At 45.0% G+C, this 16,212-nt stretch carries 16 protein-coding genes and 1 tRNA gene; 11 read left to right on the top strand and 6 right to left on the bottom strand.

The genetic code is table 11. From position 1 onward, the window contains the following. Positions 1 to 26: 26 nt before the first annotated feature. From AC3A14_RS06100 to AC3A14_RS06085, 4 genes are all read right to left on the bottom strand, one after another. Positions 27 to 1,391: a DUF2157 domain-containing protein gene (locus AC3A14_RS06100; protein WP_318732201.1), complete on the bottom strand. Its 1,365-nt coding sequence runs from the start codon at positions 1,389 to 1,391 to the stop codon at positions 27 to 29. A 31-nt stretch (positions 1,392 to 1,422) separates the two neighbouring features. Next, positions 1,423 to 2,067: a F0F1 ATP synthase subunit B family protein gene (locus AC3A14_RS06095; RefSeq protein ID WP_271938118.1), complete on the bottom strand. Its 645-nt coding sequence runs from the start codon at positions 2,065 to 2,067 to the stop codon at positions 1,423 to 1,425. Further along, positions 2,040 to 2,540 (bottom strand): pantetheine-phosphate adenylyltransferase, encoded by a 501-nt coding sequence (coaD, locus tag AC3A14_RS06090; protein ID WP_318732200.1) that lies wholly within the window; start codon positions 2,538 to 2,540, stop codon positions 2,040 to 2,042. Before coaD ends, AC3A14_RS06095 begins: the two co-directional genes overlap by 28 nt. An 84-nt stretch (positions 2,541 to 2,624) precedes the next feature. After that, complete coding sequence (locus AC3A14_RS06085) at positions 2,625 to 3,134, bottom strand: phycobiliprotein lyase (protein WP_318699748.1); 510 nt, start codon at positions 3,132 to 3,134, stop codon at positions 2,625 to 2,627. A 274-nt stretch (positions 3,135 to 3,408) separates the two neighbouring features. Here AC3A14_RS06085 and hemE point away from each other — a divergent pair, with 274 nt between their 5' ends. The 3 genes from hemE to AC3A14_RS06070 all read left to right on the top strand — a co-directional run bounded on the left by hemE (position 3,409) and on the right by AC3A14_RS06070 (position 6,487). Beyond that, on the top strand, positions 3,409 to 4,485 hold the full coding sequence (gene hemE / locus AC3A14_RS06080) for a uroporphyrinogen decarboxylase (RefSeq protein WP_318732199.1): 1,077 nt from the start codon (positions 3,409 to 3,411) through the stop codon (positions 4,483 to 4,485). 6 nt (positions 4,486 to 4,491) lie between these two features. Then, positions 4,492 to 5,514, top strand: coding sequence for an NAD-dependent epimerase/dehydratase family protein (locus AC3A14_RS06075; protein WP_318732198.1), 1,023 nt, complete (start codon positions 4,492 to 4,494; stop codon positions 5,512 to 5,514). An 85-nt stretch (positions 5,515 to 5,599) separates the two neighbouring features. Further along, positions 5,600 to 6,487, top strand: a complete 888-nt coding sequence (locus tag AC3A14_RS06070) for a 4-hydroxybenzoate solanesyltransferase (RefSeq protein WP_318736361.1) — start codon at positions 5,600 to 5,602, stop codon at positions 6,485 to 6,487. A gap of 239 nt (positions 6,488 to 6,726) precedes the next feature. Here AC3A14_RS06070 and AC3A14_RS06065 read toward each other — a convergent pair whose 3' ends face one another. Next, positions 6,727 to 7,026, bottom strand: coding sequence for a hypothetical protein (locus AC3A14_RS06065; RefSeq protein ID WP_318699744.1), 300 nt, complete (start codon positions 7,024 to 7,026; stop codon positions 6,727 to 6,729). Positions 7,027 to 7,488: 462 nt separating this feature from the next. On the opposite strand from AC3A14_RS06065, the gene AC3A14_RS06060 reads away from it, so the two are divergent. The 6 genes from AC3A14_RS06060 (at position 7,489) to AC3A14_RS06035 (ending at position 12,605) form a co-directional block, all read left to right on the top strand. Continuing rightward, positions 7,489 to 8,940, top strand: a complete 1,452-nt coding sequence (locus tag AC3A14_RS06060) for a hypothetical protein (protein WP_318699742.1) — start codon at positions 7,489 to 7,491, stop codon at positions 8,938 to 8,940. A 14-nt stretch (positions 8,941 to 8,954) separates the two neighbouring features. Then, positions 8,955 to 9,689 (top strand): PspA/IM30 family protein, encoded by a 735-nt coding sequence (locus AC3A14_RS06055; protein ID WP_318732196.1) that lies wholly within the window; start codon positions 8,955 to 8,957, stop codon positions 9,687 to 9,689. 157 nt (positions 9,690 to 9,846) lie between these two features. Next, positions 9,847 to 10,611 (top strand): PspA/IM30 family protein, encoded by a 765-nt coding sequence (locus AC3A14_RS06050; protein ID WP_318732195.1) that lies wholly within the window; start codon positions 9,847 to 9,849, stop codon positions 10,609 to 10,611. A 76-nt stretch (positions 10,612 to 10,687) separates the two neighbouring features. Further along, positions 10,688 to 11,206: a filament integrity protein FraC gene (gene fraC, locus AC3A14_RS06045; RefSeq protein ID WP_318732194.1), complete on the top strand. Its 519-nt coding sequence runs from the start codon at positions 10,688 to 10,690 to the stop codon at positions 11,204 to 11,206. 7 nt (positions 11,207 to 11,213) lie between these two features. Continuing rightward, positions 11,214 to 11,798, top strand: a complete 585-nt coding sequence (locus AC3A14_RS06040; RefSeq protein WP_318732193.1) for a DUF5357 family protein — start codon at positions 11,214 to 11,216, stop codon at positions 11,796 to 11,798. A gap of 24 nt (positions 11,799 to 11,822) precedes the next feature. Then, positions 11,823 to 12,605, top strand: coding sequence for an ABC transporter permease (locus AC3A14_RS06035; protein ID WP_318732192.1), 783 nt, complete (start codon positions 11,823 to 11,825; stop codon positions 12,603 to 12,605). Between the two features lie 103 nt (positions 12,606 to 12,708). Here the strand turns inward: AC3A14_RS06035 and AC3A14_RS06030 are convergent, their stop codons facing one another. Then, positions 12,709 to 14,154, bottom strand: a complete 1,446-nt coding sequence (locus AC3A14_RS06030) for a carotenoid oxygenase family protein (protein ID WP_318732191.1) — start codon at positions 14,152 to 14,154, stop codon at positions 12,709 to 12,711. Between the two features lie 86 nt (positions 14,155 to 14,240). Here AC3A14_RS06030 and lysS point away from each other — a divergent pair, with 86 nt between their 5' ends. Both lysS and AC3A14_RS06020 read left to right on the top strand, forming a co-directional pair. Beyond that, positions 14,241 to 15,815, top strand: a complete 1,575-nt coding sequence (gene lysS, locus AC3A14_RS06025; protein ID WP_318732190.1) for a lysine--tRNA ligase — start codon at positions 14,241 to 14,243, stop codon at positions 15,813 to 15,815. A 41-nt stretch (positions 15,816 to 15,856) separates the two neighbouring features. Then, positions 15,857 to 15,930 (top strand) — tRNA-Arg (locus tag AC3A14_RS06020). The last annotated feature ends 282 nt before the right edge of the window (positions 15,931 to 16,212 follow it).

The following is a 16,212-nucleotide window of genomic DNA, read 5'->3' as shown; positions in this document are numbered from 1 at the left end:
CCCTACTCCGGTAAGATCGACTATTCTTAATTTTTTTTTTCAAACCAGAATCCGGCTGCCATGACACCTAAGCCGCAGAGAATGAAGACAATAGATTTTAATAATAATCCTGTCTCATATTCTAACATGCGGCTAATAATTTGACTGGTCAATAATATTAACCCACTCCAAAATCTTAAGCGAGTTCCTTGTTTTAATCCGATACGAATTAAGTTCACGGCTAAGAGAAAGATCTCGATATTGATGATTAAGGGGGCGAAAATGGGTAATGGATAGATTAGACTGTGCCAGAGGAACAGAGCGCTAGTTATGGTTAAAAGATTGATGACTAGAAAGCTAGAACTATCGAAACGCCGGAGATCGCCGGATCGCCGAGATTTAGCCAGTTGAAACCACTGCCATACCGTTAACCCTACTAAGGCAAAAATATCGAGACTTAATTCCCATCCCCCTAGGGTGTCGTCAATATTACCCCAACCACCCCAGCTATTCCACCATCCATGGAAGGAAAAGAGGTATAACTGTAGAGCAATCAGCAATAGAGCTAATCTACGAGCAAGGGGCTGAAACAGTTGGCAATCGAAGTTGCCCAAGGCGATCGCGCGATCGTTGTAACTCCACAAAAATGCGGGTGGCAATGTTAACCCTAATGTCAGTTTAACTACGGTGGGAACGCTCCATACGCCGATCGCCGCAAGCTGTATCCATACGGTAGGAATAAACGCTATCATCATTAAGGCGAAAATGACCCGTGAATTCCACCAACGAGCTAAAATAATTCCGACTACCCCCGTAATTAAGGGTGCATGTTGCAAAATTCTGGCAATTCCTGGTAATCTCCCGATAGACAACCAATCATCTAGACTCGATCCATAGGCAAGAGCCATTAACACAAGGGAAACAAACCCTAAGAGAGTCATTCGCAAGCTAATAGCTAAACTGGTTACCCCCAATCCCCAAATCAGATAGAGTTGATAAATGGGGACATCTAAGTGAAACATTTGGGACATCAATCCCAAGTTCGCACCCAGGAGAAGAGTGCCCAAGAGCAATAAACCTTGGCCAAATCGATGTTGCCATCGATCGGAGGTAAATCGCCATAAGTAAAATCCAATACCATGAGTGAGGATTAAACTCGATAGTAATATGCCTATTTTGAGCGATCGCGGCCATCCTTGCCAATTGGCTGCCACAAATGCGATCGCTCCCAATCCCAACAATACTGCTCCTAATCCCACCAATACAGCAATAAATCGGTTACTGGCGGCTGCTTCCAGGCGATCGAACTGATAGCGATCGGATAATTGAGTATAAATTTGATCAGAAATCAACCCTTCAGATTTCCAAATTTCAGCCTCTTGGCGCAATTGGCGACGAAATTTCTCGGCCATAAGATTACTCGATCTTCTCAGTTAAGTGAATTCACTGAAGTTGCTCGCGACCGTTACGAACCACCCGCAACATCTCGCCTAGACGACTTTCAAGATCCTGCAATACCTGATCTGCATAATCATCAGCTCCTTTTTGAATCATCTCACACTCTTCCAGAAGTTTCTGACGCTGGAGTTCTAAATCTTGCGTGGACTGTTTTTCTAGCTCCTGTAATTCCAAAACTAAATTTTCCTTCGTCTTTTGGCACTCCTGTAGCGTTTGTTGCCAAATCGCTTGAGCTTCCTGTTCCGCTTGCTGGACTAAGCTCATTTCGTCTAAAATCTCACTAGCCTGTTGTTCTGCGGCACTAATGAGATCCTGAGAATACCGTTTCGCTTTGAGCATAATTTCATCTCGATTACTCACCAAGGTCACTGATTGCTCAAAGACTTTGGGTAAATGGAACTGAATTAACTCAATTTGATCTAATAACTGGTCTTCATCCACAAACGTATAGCGTGTCCAAGGAATACGAGTACTCATCAAAATCATTTCTTTGAGTCGCTCTAATTCTTCTTGAATATCAACTTCTGGTTTAGTATTGAGTCCACTGGTTCCATTGGCGGAGGATTCGGCCTGGGGGGGTTCGTGGGGTTCACGTTCTGAGTTTATGGGGGAGGGGTCTTGTTGTAGCATTTATAGATATCGAGGGCAACGTGATGGGGAACTAGGTGATTGATGGAAGCGCCAAATTTAGCGATTTCTTTAACCAGACTGCTACTCAGAAAGCCATATTCTGTAGACGTTGCCAGAAACACCGTTTCTATTTCCTCTAGGAGGGTTTTGTTGGTGTGGGCCATTTGGAGTTCTTTTTCAAAGTCTGATACCACTCTCAGACCCCTCAGCAACACTTGGGCCTGCTGCATTTTAGCATAGTTTACGGTTAGACCATCAAAACTGTCAACTTTGATATTGGTTAAATGTTCGGTGGCTTTTTGGATCTGACTAATCCGCTTAGTCACTGAAAAGAGGGGATTTTTGTTGGGGTTAACCATGACAACCACAATCACCTCGTGGAATAGATTACAACCCCGTTCAATGATATCGAGATGTCCTAGGGTGATTGGGTCGAAGCTTCCTGGGTAAATGGCAGTTAGGAGTGAACCCATAAATTGGCCCATTAGATGAAGTACATGAGGATTATAAAATTAAAAATTAATAATCAACAATTATTAATTTTTAATTTTTAATTATTACCCATTCCCCAATCGAATTTCAGTACATAGAGAGGCAAAAACAGTTTCACCAGAGACTTGGGTAAGACTGGTTCGGAGGCGAAAGTTGGGGGAAGCAAACCAGATACGGTCTTCGGAAACTTGCCCTTGGGATTCTATTCTTAAGGTTAGAATTTCGTCTTCATCTAGAATAAAAGAACCCGGAGGAGAACCGTCAAGGGAGGAGAAAAATTTGCCCCTCTGGGGGGTTTGAACATCACTATCGCCCACCCAAACCAATAGACGCTCTCCCTTGTAGGATTGGGCAGAGGGATCAATGGTGGCTTCCCAGGTTACAAGAGTGCCTCCTAAGACGTTTTTTAGGCCATGGCGATCGCTAAGTGCCTTTACTTTGGGGTCATCGCTGGCTAGAAAATCGACATAGAGGGTAGATTTGCCGGTCTGGGTTTGACTGGATTCGACCGGATGGGCAGTGCGCTGGGAAAACCATTTCCCCGCAGTCTGTTGTAAAAATTCCGTAATATTCATTAAAACTCTCGTACTATCTCCACAAGTTGAGCATCAGTATTGGGAAAAAAGCCAAAATTCTATTTTAGAGCTACAGGAGACGATTCAAGCGATCGCATCTTATGAGATGATAGGTAAGGCAATCCGGAACATTATAGCCGGTTGTCTGGATTGGTGAAGTTAACCGGCTTGTCCCCAACTCTTAGCCCAAAGAAGCAACGAAACGAGTTAACAGGCTTCCCTATCCTCAATTTTTGCACTCATCTCCAGCCCTTGGAATAAAAACCCTTAAAGCATGACCGAATCAACTGAGATATCTCCCAAATCAACTGAGATACCCTATCTATTACGCGCTACCCGTGGCGAAGTTCTCTCACGCCCCCCCGTTTGGATGATGCGGCAGGCAGGACGTTACATGAAAGTATACCGCGACCTGCGAGATAAGTATCCGAGCTTTCGGGAACGCTCCGAAAATCCCGAATTATCCCTAGAAATTTCTCTGCAACCCTATCGGGCCTTTCAACCGGATGGGGTGATTCTGTTTTCCGATATTCTCACGCCCCTACCGGGAATGGGAATTCCTTTTGATATTGTCGAGAGTAAAGGGCCAGTCATTGACCCCCCGATGCGCTCTTTACAACAGATAGAAGCAGTAACTTCATTAAACCCAGAAGAATCATTGCCCTTTGTGGGTCAAGTGTTGCGAGAGCTACGGACAGAAGTGGGGAATAAGGCGGCTGTGTTGGGCTTTGTGGGTTCTCCTTGGACGTTAGCCGCTTATATGATTGAAGGCAAAACCTCAAAAACCTATAGCAACATTAAGCAAATGGCTTTTAGTGAGCCAGAGATGTTACACCAACTGTTGGGTAAGGTGGCTGATTCGATCGCGACTTATGTCAAATACCAAATTAAAAATGGCGCTCAAGTCGTACAATTATTTGACTCTTGGGCGGGTAATCTCAGTCCCATTGACTATGAAGCTTTAGCCCTACCCTATCAACAACGGGTGGTTGAGCAAGTGAAGGCTGAATATCCCAACACGCCCCTGATCCTATATATTAGTGGTAGCGCCGGTGTTTTTGATTTGATGCCTAAATCGGGAGTCGATATCATTAGTGTAGATTGGACCGTGGATATGAGGGATGCTCGGTCTCGCTTACCAGAAACCATGGGGGTACAAGGCAATGTCGATCCAGGTGCGCTCTTTGGCTCTAAAGACTTTATCCGCGATCGCGTGTTAGACACGGTTCGCAAAGCTGGCAACAAGCGTCATATCCTCAACCTCGGTCATGGGATTTTACCAGGAACTCCTGAAGAAAATGCCCAATTTTTCTTTGAAACAGCGAAACAACTGGATCTGGCTACCTGTTAATTGATTATGACCCTAACCCCATCAACCCCGAAAAAAAAACGGATTTTCATGACCGGTGCAAGCGGTTGTATCGGCCACTATATCGCTGAGTCACTGATTCAAAAGACCGGTCATGAATTGTTTTTGCTGGTGAGGAAACCAGAAAAATTACAATTCGACTATCAAGTGCGATCGGGAATTACCCTATTAGAAGGCGATTTGCGCGAGATTGGCCAATATAACGATCTGTTAAGTACGGTCGATGGGGCAATTTTAGCCGCTACTGCTTGGGGTGGCCCTAGAGAAGTGTTTGATATTAATGTGGTTAAAACTATTCAATTGATCAAAGCCTTAGATCCGAATGTTTGTAACCAAGTCATCTACTTTTCTACTGCCAGCATTTTGGGTCAAGATAATCAGCTTTTACCCCAAGCAGGACAGTTGGGAACCGATTATATTCGCTCTAAGTACGATTGTTATCAGCAACTGAGCAAACTAACCAGCGCCCCTCCCATTTCCATTGTTTTTCCTACCTTAGTATTTGGGGGAGATGAGAATAAACCCTATTCCCATCTATCCTCTGGATTATCAGAAATTCCCAAATGGATTAACTTGGCTCGTTTTTTTAGCGCCGATGGTAGTTTTCATTTTCTTCATGCTTATGATATTGCCCAAGTCATTACCCATTTGGTCGATCGTACCCTTCCCTCCGATCCCAATGAAAGTTTTGCCTTTGCCCATCATTTAGTTTTAGGAAATCCCGTTCTTAGCGTCGATGAAGGGATTGCCCAAATTTGCCAGTTTTTACAGAAAAAAATCTATTTTCGGATTCCCCTATCTGTTGCTTTAGCTGATACCCTCATTGGTATTTTGCGGTTAATTGGGGTGAAAATTGAAATGGGAGCTTGGGATCAGTTTTGTATGCGCTATCGCCATTTTCGCTATCAAAACCCAGTTAGTCCAGAGACTCTAGGTTTAACGACTTATTGTCCCACCTTAAGTGATTTACTTAAAATTAGCAGTATTCGGTCAGTCGCCCAGACTGAGTGATGTTTTCTGGATGGGGAGGACACGGTGACGCGGAAATAGCCCATTGTCTATGCCCCATTCCCTATCCCCTATTCCCTATTTCCCCATGACTAGCCCATCGACACCTCAAACCGATCCCACCTGGCTGAGTATTATTAAACTCTTGCGCTGGAATAAACCTGCCGGTCGGTTTATTTTGATGGTTCCAGCGTTATGGGCGGTATTTCTGGCAGCACGGGGAACTCCGCCCCTTCCCCTAGTGGGGGTCATCATTGTTGGCACATTCGTTACCAGTGCTGCGGGTTGTGTGATTAATGACCTATGGGATCGCAATATTGATCCAGAAGTAGAACGGACTCGTAGCCGTCCCCTCGCTTCTCGCGCCCTCTCCATTCAGGTTGGAGTGGCGATCGCCATTTTAGCTCTGCTGTGCGCTGCTGTCTTAGCCCTCTATCTCAACCGATTTAGCTTTCTTCTGTGCGTCGCTGCTGTTCCCGTCATTGTCTTTTATCCCACCGCTAAACGCGTATTTCCTGTTCCCCAACTTGTCCTCTCCATTGCCTGGGGATTTGCCGTACTGATTAGCTGGAGCGCCGTTACTGCTAACCTCGAACCGGCAACTTGGGTCCTCTGGAGCGCAGTAATCCTCTGGACTCTAGCATTTGATACAGTCTACGCCCTCCCCGATCGCCAAGATGACGAACGGATCGGTGTCAACTCCAGTGCCCTGTTTTTCGGCGATAAGACTCCCATCGCTGTAGGCATCTTTTTTACCGGAACTGCTGTTTTATTAGCCTTAGAAAGCCAATTTATGGCATTAAACTGGACATTTTGGTTGGGATGGAGCCTCGCCATTATCTTCTGGGCGAAACAGGTTTACGATCTCCTGCAACCAGAAGTTTCCCCCACCCTCTACAGTCAAATTTTTGGTCAAAACGTGATGATTGGCTTTGTCCTCTTAGCTGCGATGATTTCTGGCACACTCTTGGCTTAATCAAAGGGCTTACTCCTGACTAGCAGCTCTCTGGAGTCCAAACCGGTTGCTCTCCCTGTCCCCAAAACCCATCAAATTTAGTCACAGAAACATCACCCGCCCCTAGGGGGATGTGGGTGGTTTTTAATTGAGAAGCCGGATTTCTTCAAGAAACCCGGCTTCCGGCTTAAATCGATAATTGGTATATCGTTTCTTAAATTTTTGATCTTAAAACACGGTTGATCTGATCGATTGTGTGCTTAAGCTAAGGCAAGGTCTTGATCTAAATCATCCTCAACTACACTCAAGTTGGGGCGTGACTCTTTGAGGGCAACAGTTTCTAAAGAATTAGACTGGGTTTCAATCGCGGTTAAGGGTTCATACTGCCAAAGTCCTAAACCTTCCCAAGACGGGGCAAAAGCTGGAATAGCTAAGGGACAAGCTTTCCATCCACCGCGCACAGGAACATTGAGTTGTTGGCAGTTGCCCCCTCGCCGACCTTCAGGAGTAAAGTGGCGGCAATACCGACAAGCGGAGGTTTGACAATTGGAATTGTTCATGGCAGATCCTCAATAGGGGGCGGATATCGGCTTCTATTCTATTTTCAGTTATCTTTTAGAGAAATTGAAAATAGCTTTATACTTTTTTTATGTTTGCTTTAAATTTGGACATGAATTCTCCGTTTCCACTATCATCTCTTTCAGGAATAAGGGGTTATTTCCGGGATAAACGATTGGGGATCAACAAGACTGCCCCAAGTGCGCTGATGCTTAATCTGGATCGCCTCCGTTATAATCCGGGTAATAAAAATACGGATGAAGGACGGATTCCTTGCTCTTGGTTTGCCGTTAGAGCGATCGCCAAAACGTAGTCAGTATTACCAAAAATCCCGAGAAACATAGCTCGAATTTAAATGTTTGTGAATAAAATTCTAGGGTCTCCCTATCATTACGCATCAAAATAAGATACAATCAACCCTCAAATAAGCAGATTCACCGAATCACTACGGCAAGACCTTGGCGATGAGTAACCGTTTTCCTGCAAAACCAGCACCCCAACCCCACCAGACCTATGCCATCTCCCTACCGCTGCAAGCGGCTCTCACGAGTCTCAATGTCAGCCTAGAGGAAGAACTAACCCGATATCGGCGATATCGCCAAGGATATACTCCACCTCTGAAAAGCTATGCGTTAACGGCAACAGCGCAAGGACATGGCGGAAAAACCTTAGAGTTAGTCTCACCGCCGCCTCCAGAGCGCTCCCAACCGAAGCGCCCCCCCTCTCCAGAGACGCTAGAAACTGCTCCAGAACTTCCAGCCTCTCTATCTCCCTCGGCGGATACTGATTCAGGGGCTGCCCTATCCACCTCTTTTGCCCATCAAAACCTGGCTGAACCGGATACAGGGTTTGAAGCCGACAGTCCCCCAGAGGATTATTTGGAATCTTCAGAAGAATTGCTCAGAAGTTTAGCCGAGGAAGAAGAGGAAGACGAAAGCTCTATCCCTACCCCAGCATTTAATCCCTGGCTTACTCCTCTGGGGATCGGTTCCACACTGCTCTTGATTCTGCTGTGCATTACATTTGGGGTGATTTTTCTTAATCCTTCTCTGATGCGCTACTTGTTTCCCAATAGTCCCTTCCGGCAGCCTAATCCCACCGTTCCTGAATCTGCTCCAGAACCTGCGACAACTCCAGCTAATTCTTCTAACGTTTCCCACTCTTCCCCTCGCCCAACTTCAGAATTTGGCCAGTTAACCCTGGAGAGTTTGAGTGTTCTGGAACCCAAGCAATCTCCCCAACCCTCTCCAGTGGTTTCCCCGATTCCGGTGGCTTCGCCTGTAGTCGCGAAAGCTCCAGTAGAGCCGCCCACTGCCTCGGAGTCTAACCGCTCATCAGGGCTGAATTTGCGGGTGTTGAGCTTGCCGATTCTTTCCGCTGCACCGGAACCAGAATCAGAATTGCCTCAACCGCCAACGCCTCAAGTGACACCTGTACAAGCAGTTGAACCTTCAGCCCCTTTACCTCCTGCTCCTCCAGTTGTGCCTGGGGTGACTGCTCCCCCCAATCCTCACGAGTTGCCCCAGTTGGAAGCAGCAGCACCTATCATGCCTCCAGAGGTTCCGTCATTTGCTGAACCGGTACCTGAACCTGTCCCTCCTCAAAATTATCTTCAGGGTTTTACGGGATCTGTTCCTATCCCAGTAGATATGCCTCCAGAACAGGAATGGATGCCGGAACCGGTGGCGACTTTGCCGGAGTCCGAGAATGGTCAATCCTATTCTGTCGTGGCTCATTATGAGGATGGAAATACGATGGCGAAAATTCAAGCCTTGGTTCCCAATGCTTATTTGCGCAATTTTGCGGATGGAATTTATGTGTATTTGGGGTCATTTTATCATCGAGAAATGGCAGAAACGTTCGTGGAGGAACTGAAAATTGAGGGGATTTCTGCCAAAATTTATGATGATGAGTAAATGGGGATGGGATTATGAGTGTTGTCGATCGCCTATTTCGTGCCGTTCGTGCCCAGGTGAATGACTGGATCGTTCAACGGCAAGACCCGGAAAAGCTCCTAGAGACTGCTATCTTAGAATTGCAAGATGATATGGTGCGTCTGCGACAATCGGTAGCTCAGGCGATCGCCGTGCAAAAACGTACAGAGCGACAATATCATCAAGCTACGGTAAGTGCCGAAGATTGGCACAAACGGGCCCAACTCTCCCTAGAAAAAGGGGATGAAACTCTAGCCAGAGAAGCTCTAACCCGACGCAAACCTTATCTAGAAACAGCGCGACTGTTCCAGGAACACCTGCAACAACAAGGGGATGTGGTGGATCGTATGAGGAATGATTTACGCACCCTAGAAGGCAAAATAGCGGAGGCTAAAGCGAAGAAAGAACTTTATATTGCCCGCGCCCGTGCGGCTAAAACTTCCGAACAGTTGCATCAAGTGATGAATCAATTGAATCCTAGAGGTACATCAGCGGCTTTAGAGCGGATGGAAAATAAAGTACAAGAACTCGAAGCCCAAGCTCAACTGAGTACCGAATGGGGAAAAGATCCTGTAGAAAACCAATTTCAAGCTTTAGAATCAGGAACAGAGACTTCCGTAGAGGAGGAACTCACCCTGATAAAAACGCAACTGAAAAGTCAAGCCCCCAGAAGCCAGTCCGAGTACGATCGCGAATTAGAGGAGTTGCGATCGCGACTCAATGAACTGTAGGTTATTAACCAAATTAATAATTATGGGAAATGTTAGCGTGCCACCCAACTCTTCCCTATTGCCTATTGCCTATTACCTATTGCCTCTCCTCCCTATTGCCTTTTCCCCTCCACTATAATCTGTATATAGACCCTGACAGGAAAGCAGAATTAGAATTATGGGATTATTCGATCGGATCGGCCGAGTTCTGAGAGCTAATATAAACGATCTTGTGAATAAAGCAGAAGACCCGGAGAAGATACTCGAGCAGTCTATTATTGATATGCAGGAAGATCTGATCCAACTTCGGCAAGCGGTAGCTAGTGCGATCGCCAGCCAAAAAAAGAGCCAGCAACAATATAATACAGCCCAAAATGAAGCCAATAAATGGCAGCAACGGGCGCAACTGGCTCTACAGAAGGGCGACGAAAATCTAGCTCGGGAAGCGTTGCAGTGCAAAAAAGCTCAGGCTGACAGCGCCACTACCATTAAAGTTTCTTTAGAGCAACAAACCGCTCAGGTAGATACCCTGAAGAAAAACTTAATGCAGCTAGAGGGCAAGATTTCTGAGGCGAAAACCAAGAAAGACATGCTCAAAGCACGGATGCAAGCAGCTAAAGCTCAAGAAAACTTGCAGAATACTGTCTCGAACATCGGAACCAGTAGCTCCCTCGCTGCGTTTGATCGGATGGAAGAAAAAGTGCTGCAAATGGAAGCCAGAAGCCAGGCAGCCTATGAGATTGGTGGTACAGGGATTGAAGAACAGTTTGCAGCGTTAGAAGGGAGTGATGTTGATGACGAATTGGCTGCCATGAAAGCCCAGTTAACTGGCGCATCACCCAATCAAGCTGCTCTTCCCCAAGGTACTACTGATTCAAGTCACTCGGCTTCAGCAGTTGATGATGACTTGGAGCAACTGCGCCGGGAACTCGATAAAAGCTAGGATCGGTTTAGCAATTAACAATTAATAATTTAAAAGAATTGTTAATTGTTAATTGTTAAGTATTACTTATCTAGTAATGGTTATTCTGCCTCTACGAACGATCGCCTTACAGATGCTATGCTTATGGGTGGCGATCGCCATTGAATCCTATTTTCTCCATACTCAACTTCAGCTTCATCCCCGTTTTAGCATTTTTTATGCCGCTACACTGAATTTGCTTGCCAACCTGATTGGTTGGTTCTTATTCTTTAATTTAGAACTCTTATTGCCCAATTCCATTCGCCAAAATTTAATTGATTTAGTCCTATTTGGCCAGTGGGAGCGATCGAGTCTATCCTGGATTTTACTAGCAATTATCGGTGCTTTTCTGATTGGCTGGTTTGTCAAACGGCAAGGATTAGCTCTTCTGCGTAATATTCGCAAGATGTGGATACAAAGAAAATATGGAGAAGGAGGATTTAGTATCGCTGCCCGTGAAGCCTTTATCGAAAAAGCAATTTCTCGCACCGTATTTAATGCCCATTTGATGAGTAATAGCGTTATCTTACTTGTGGTGCTAATGAAATTTATTCGGTTCAGTTTGAATACGCCTTAACCGATTCATGCACAACTTTATTCAACTGTTCAAGACTTTATTTTCTAAGCCGCCTACCCTCTGGCAAATCTTGTTTATTATCGGTTTTGGGTTCTGGACTATTGCGGCTTTAATGCCCATCTTCAAACTGGAAAAACTGCAAGAGCCAATCGCTTTTTTGGGGTTTCTCACTTTACTCTATGCCCTATGGATTTTCCTGAGTCAATATACTCTAGACTGTTGGGGTATCGATTTCAAACCCATCATTATCTGGTTGATTTTCTCTCTGATTATCAGTAGGACCCTCGATAGAGTTTCACAAAAAGTGTTGTGGGTGAGCTATCCAGAATCTATCGCCCTCACTCAGCTCTTACCTGATGCGATCAGAATCCGCTCCCTCGATCTCGGATCGGCAGAAGGGAAAAAACGCTTACAAAGAAATATTATCATTCTTCTGAGTAGTTTACTCATCAGTTGCTGGATTTACTTTTACTTCATGATTGATGAATGGGCGATCGCCAATCCAAAGTTGGTGAACCAGAACATGGATAACAGCTTATTTGTGATAAAATTAGACCTAGAAAAACTCCGATCGCCATTCAGCTCCGACTAATTTATCCTGCTTTTAGACAGACCTATGAATTTTAATCGACTCAGGGTTGTTGCCAATAATGTATTTGCCGAAACCATCCGCGATCGCATTCTCTATGTATGGGGATTATTCGCCATCATAATCGTATTTATAATCCCCGTAATTCGGGAAGTTGCCTCCACTGTAGAAGATAAAATTCTTCTGGATGTGGGCTTAGGATTGATGGAGATTCTAGGAGTTGCAGTAACGGTATTTATCAGTACTGGATTAATTAACAAGGAAATTGACCAGCGAACTATTTATTTACTAATTGCCAAACCTCTCAATATCTCTGAACTGATTGTGGGCAAATTTTTAGGCGTTTCGGCAGTTTTGAGCATCTTAGTCGTCGGCATGATGGGGCTTTATCTGGGAATCTTAACCTTAAATCAAACCAGTTATCCGTCCTTAACTGCCCTGATGATTTCTGCTCTGTTCCTGATTCTGAAGCTATCCTTGATTACAGCAGCAGCCATTTTATTTGGAGTCTTTACCCGTTCCTTAGTGGCTCTTTTCCTCACATTTGGCATTTATTTTATAGGTAACTTAAGCGCCGACATGGTGAAACTGAATGCCTTAGTCGAAACTCCCTTGTTTTCCCGTCTGAGTCAAGTCTTGTTTATTATTGTTCCCGATCTATCTCGCTTAGATGTGAAAAACTTAGCGGTGTATGGGATGAACTCTTTACCCGGTGCTGTGACGCTGACTGCGAATGCGGGATATGGTATTGTCTACACCATAGCGTTATTAGCTTTAGCCACAATTATTTTGGCCCAACGGGAATTTTGAGAGTGAATAGCTTGGTTATTTTGAGGCAATAGGCAATAGAAACTGTCCTAACTTCTCCTCTTCATCATCTTTTCTAATGCATCACATGAGATGAAACAGTTCACTAGAAACCTAGTTTCTTATGCTCATTCGCAAATGTACCGTGAAATCCGATGGGGATAACGCTGGGTAATTCTAACCGACAAACAGGGGAATCACTGAGGTAATGGGCATCATAAATCCAGACTTCGCTGGTATGACTAGAGGAATGATAAATCACAGTTAGCACCCAACCCTTCTCTTCTGTTTCTGGATTGGGGACATAAAGGGGTTCTGTGGGGTACGATCCGAGACCTGGATCGCCCATTTCCAAGGTTTCGGTTTCGTTATCCCAACGAGCAATGACATTCAGTAAATCTTCACCTAATGGGGTTCCTGGACGATGCATAGACAGATAGGTATAGCGTGCCGGTTTTCCGACTTCGAGGGGGGAGACAATGGGAAATTCGCTATGCTGCTCAATCAAGGGATAATGGTCAATGAGTTCCCCAGTTTTTGGGTTAAGATGCGATCGCCACAATTGACTTAATGCTTTCGTCTGAGTTTTACCACTGGGGACTTCTTTCAGAAATCTATTGGTTTGGAAGTCCTCATAACGGGCAAAATCGATCGCCAGGTTTCCCTGTTCATCCATAAATCCGTTGCTAAAGTGCCACTGGAACCAGGGAGGTGCTTCTTGTTGCGACACCAGGGAGAGGGTTTGGCGATCGAAAATTAAAATTTGTGTGGCTCCATTCGGTTGCCATTCCAGAGCATCAGAAAAACACTGAGTCCCCAGCAAAATCGGGAATACCTTCAATTTAATGGGGGGAATGAAAAAGATCAAATAGGGGCCAGCGAGAACGAAATCATGGATAATGGACACACTCTTGAGAACATGCTCGCCCATTTGGATAATTTTGCCCGTGCGATCGCTCTTATATAAACATAATTTTGGTTTGGCTCCCAGAATTGTACCAAAGTTGAAAATTTCCCCCGTCTGAGCATCTACTTTCGGATGGGCAGAATAGGGCATTCCTGGCTGTAACTGGGATAGGTCATCCTTACCCTCAGTGTCTAACGTTTCCAAGTCTAACCGATAGGGGCGATCGCCTTCCCACAGGGCTAAAAGTTTATCGGGTAAGGCTAAAACCGACGTATTCGCTGAATGTTTCGGTAACTTGCCCCAACGTTTCCAAAGCGCACCTGGGGCAGTCATACCATAATTGGGATACAAAAACTGATTCGCCGCACCCTCTGCACAATATCCTTCCGTTTGCACATACCGATAAACCCCAGTTGCTCCCTCATCCGTAAACTTAACCGCCAGAATTGCCCCATCCCCATCAAACCAATGACCCACGCGTACGCCACCCCGTTCTAATCGTGCAGGGCCATTGCGATACAATGTTCCTCGTAACCCTTGCGGTATCGCACCTTCTAAGATCTCAAGGGGTGTCGGGGGAAACTCTATCCCAGGTTGAGCGAGCGATCGACTCCAAGCCGGATAAGATTTAGTGATGGAAGACATAGAGGCAGATTAAAGAGCTTCAAAACCTAGATTTTTTAGATCATTGATATTATAGTGAAAAGATTGTGGATAAATAAAAATGCATTATGTTTTGGGCCGATAAGATTGCACAAGATGCACAGGGCGAACAAATTGTCAATGACTCGAAAACTCCATCCGGTCGTGTTCACGTCGGATCGCTACGGGGAGTCATTATCCATGATGTCATCTATCGTGCCCTAAAACAGGCCCAAAAACCCGTTAAGTTCCTTTATGGTGTCGATGATTATGATGCCTTAGATACTGTTCCAAAATATCTCAACCAGGAACACTTTAAACCCTACCTAGGCTATCCTCTCTGTAATGTCCCCTCCCCAGAAGAAACCGCCAGCGACTACGCCAAATATTTTATGGGCGAGTTTCTACAAGTCTTTGAATATTTGGGAGTACAGCCAAAAGTTTATTATCTGCGCGACCTCTATCGCACTGGACAACTTAATCCCTACATTGACACCTTTTTAAACAATGCTGACTTAATTCGCCAAGCCTATGAACAAGTCAGTAAAGCCAAACGACCTGATGATTGGTATCCCTTCCAAGTCGTCTGTGAAAATTGTGGTAAAATTGCCACGACTGTCGTCAGCGATTACAACGGCGAACAAGTCTTTTATACCTGCAAACCGGATAGCACCGATTGGGTAGAAGGATGTGGTTATTCGGGCTGGGTTTCTCCTTTTGATGGGAATGGAAAATTACCTTGGAAAGTGGAATGGGTCGCCAAATGGGATATCTTGGGAGTCACCATTGAACTGGCAGGAAAAGACCATTCTCAAAAAGGTGGATCTCGTGATGTGGCTAATGCCATTTGTCGCAAAGTACTGAAAAAGCAACCGCCTTTCCATTCGCCCTATGAATTTATTTTAGTCAATGGGACAAAAATGAGTTCCTCCAAAGGAGTCGGTTCAAGTGCCAGAGATATGGCGGATTTATTGCCGGCTGAACTCTTGCGGTTTTTGATGTTAAGAACTCCCCCAAAAACTGTAATTAACTTTGCACCCAACTATGAAACTACGACTCGCCTATTCCGAGATTATGATACGTTGATTGGTAAGTACAAAGAGTGGCAAAGTGCTGGAGAAGAGGGTGAACTCTCGAAGGATTTGATGTCTCTCTTGTATGCCCAGTTGGATAGTGAAATTGAACCCTATCAACCCTTTGAACTGAGTACCTTGATTTCCTTGTTGCAAATTCCTGGTTTAGAGGTTGAAGCAGAAATTCAAAAACGAATGTCTTCTCTAACCGATAGGGATTGGGAAGAGATTAGGAAGCGGATTAATGTTGGCAAAAAATGGCTTGAAGATTATGCCGATGAAGAAGAAAAGTTAGTGATTTATTGGGATGAAATTCCTGAAGGAACTCGTCAATTATCTGAGGAACAAAAGACCTATCTAAACCAGTTGGTTGTGAATCTGGAAAAACTAGAAAGTTGGGAAGCGGAGGAGTTACAAACCTTAATTTTCTCCACCACGAAGGAGTTATCGATTAACCCCAATCTGGCATTTCCCGCAATTTACCAATCGTTCCTAGGGAAAGAACGGGGACCAAAAGCAGGCGGTTTATTGTCGTATTTAGACCGTAAGTTTGTAGTTGAGCGCTTAAAAGCGGTTCTGGGCTTGGGTTAGTCTCCTGACTGAATTAAAATCATGTATAATGGAGAGCGGCTGGGACTGTAGCTCAGTTGGATAGAGCGAGCGCCTCCTAAGCGCTAGGCCATGGGTTCGAGACCCGTCAGTCCCGCTTTAAGTTCTCGATTGCTGTGCCTGGAATCGAATCCATGGCCTAGCGCTCAGGGGACTACGCTACACCTAATTTGCACCTAAAATCATCCTAACTCCATCCCTTCCCATAGGTCAGCCCTAGGTAACTCAAATAGAAAAGTCTCATAACATCTGTAATGAAACATAGATAATCCTGTGTAGTGCTAAAATAGATATATATCCAAGCTGGAGACCCAACTAGGGTAACCAAAGAAGATATATATCCATCGGCACTCCATGGGCTGGCATGACCTCAAAGAAA

The organism is Roseofilum sp. (assembly GCF_982964205.1).
Note: the sequence above shows the minus strand (reverse complement) of the source record. Positions and strands in the feature narration are given on the sequence as shown.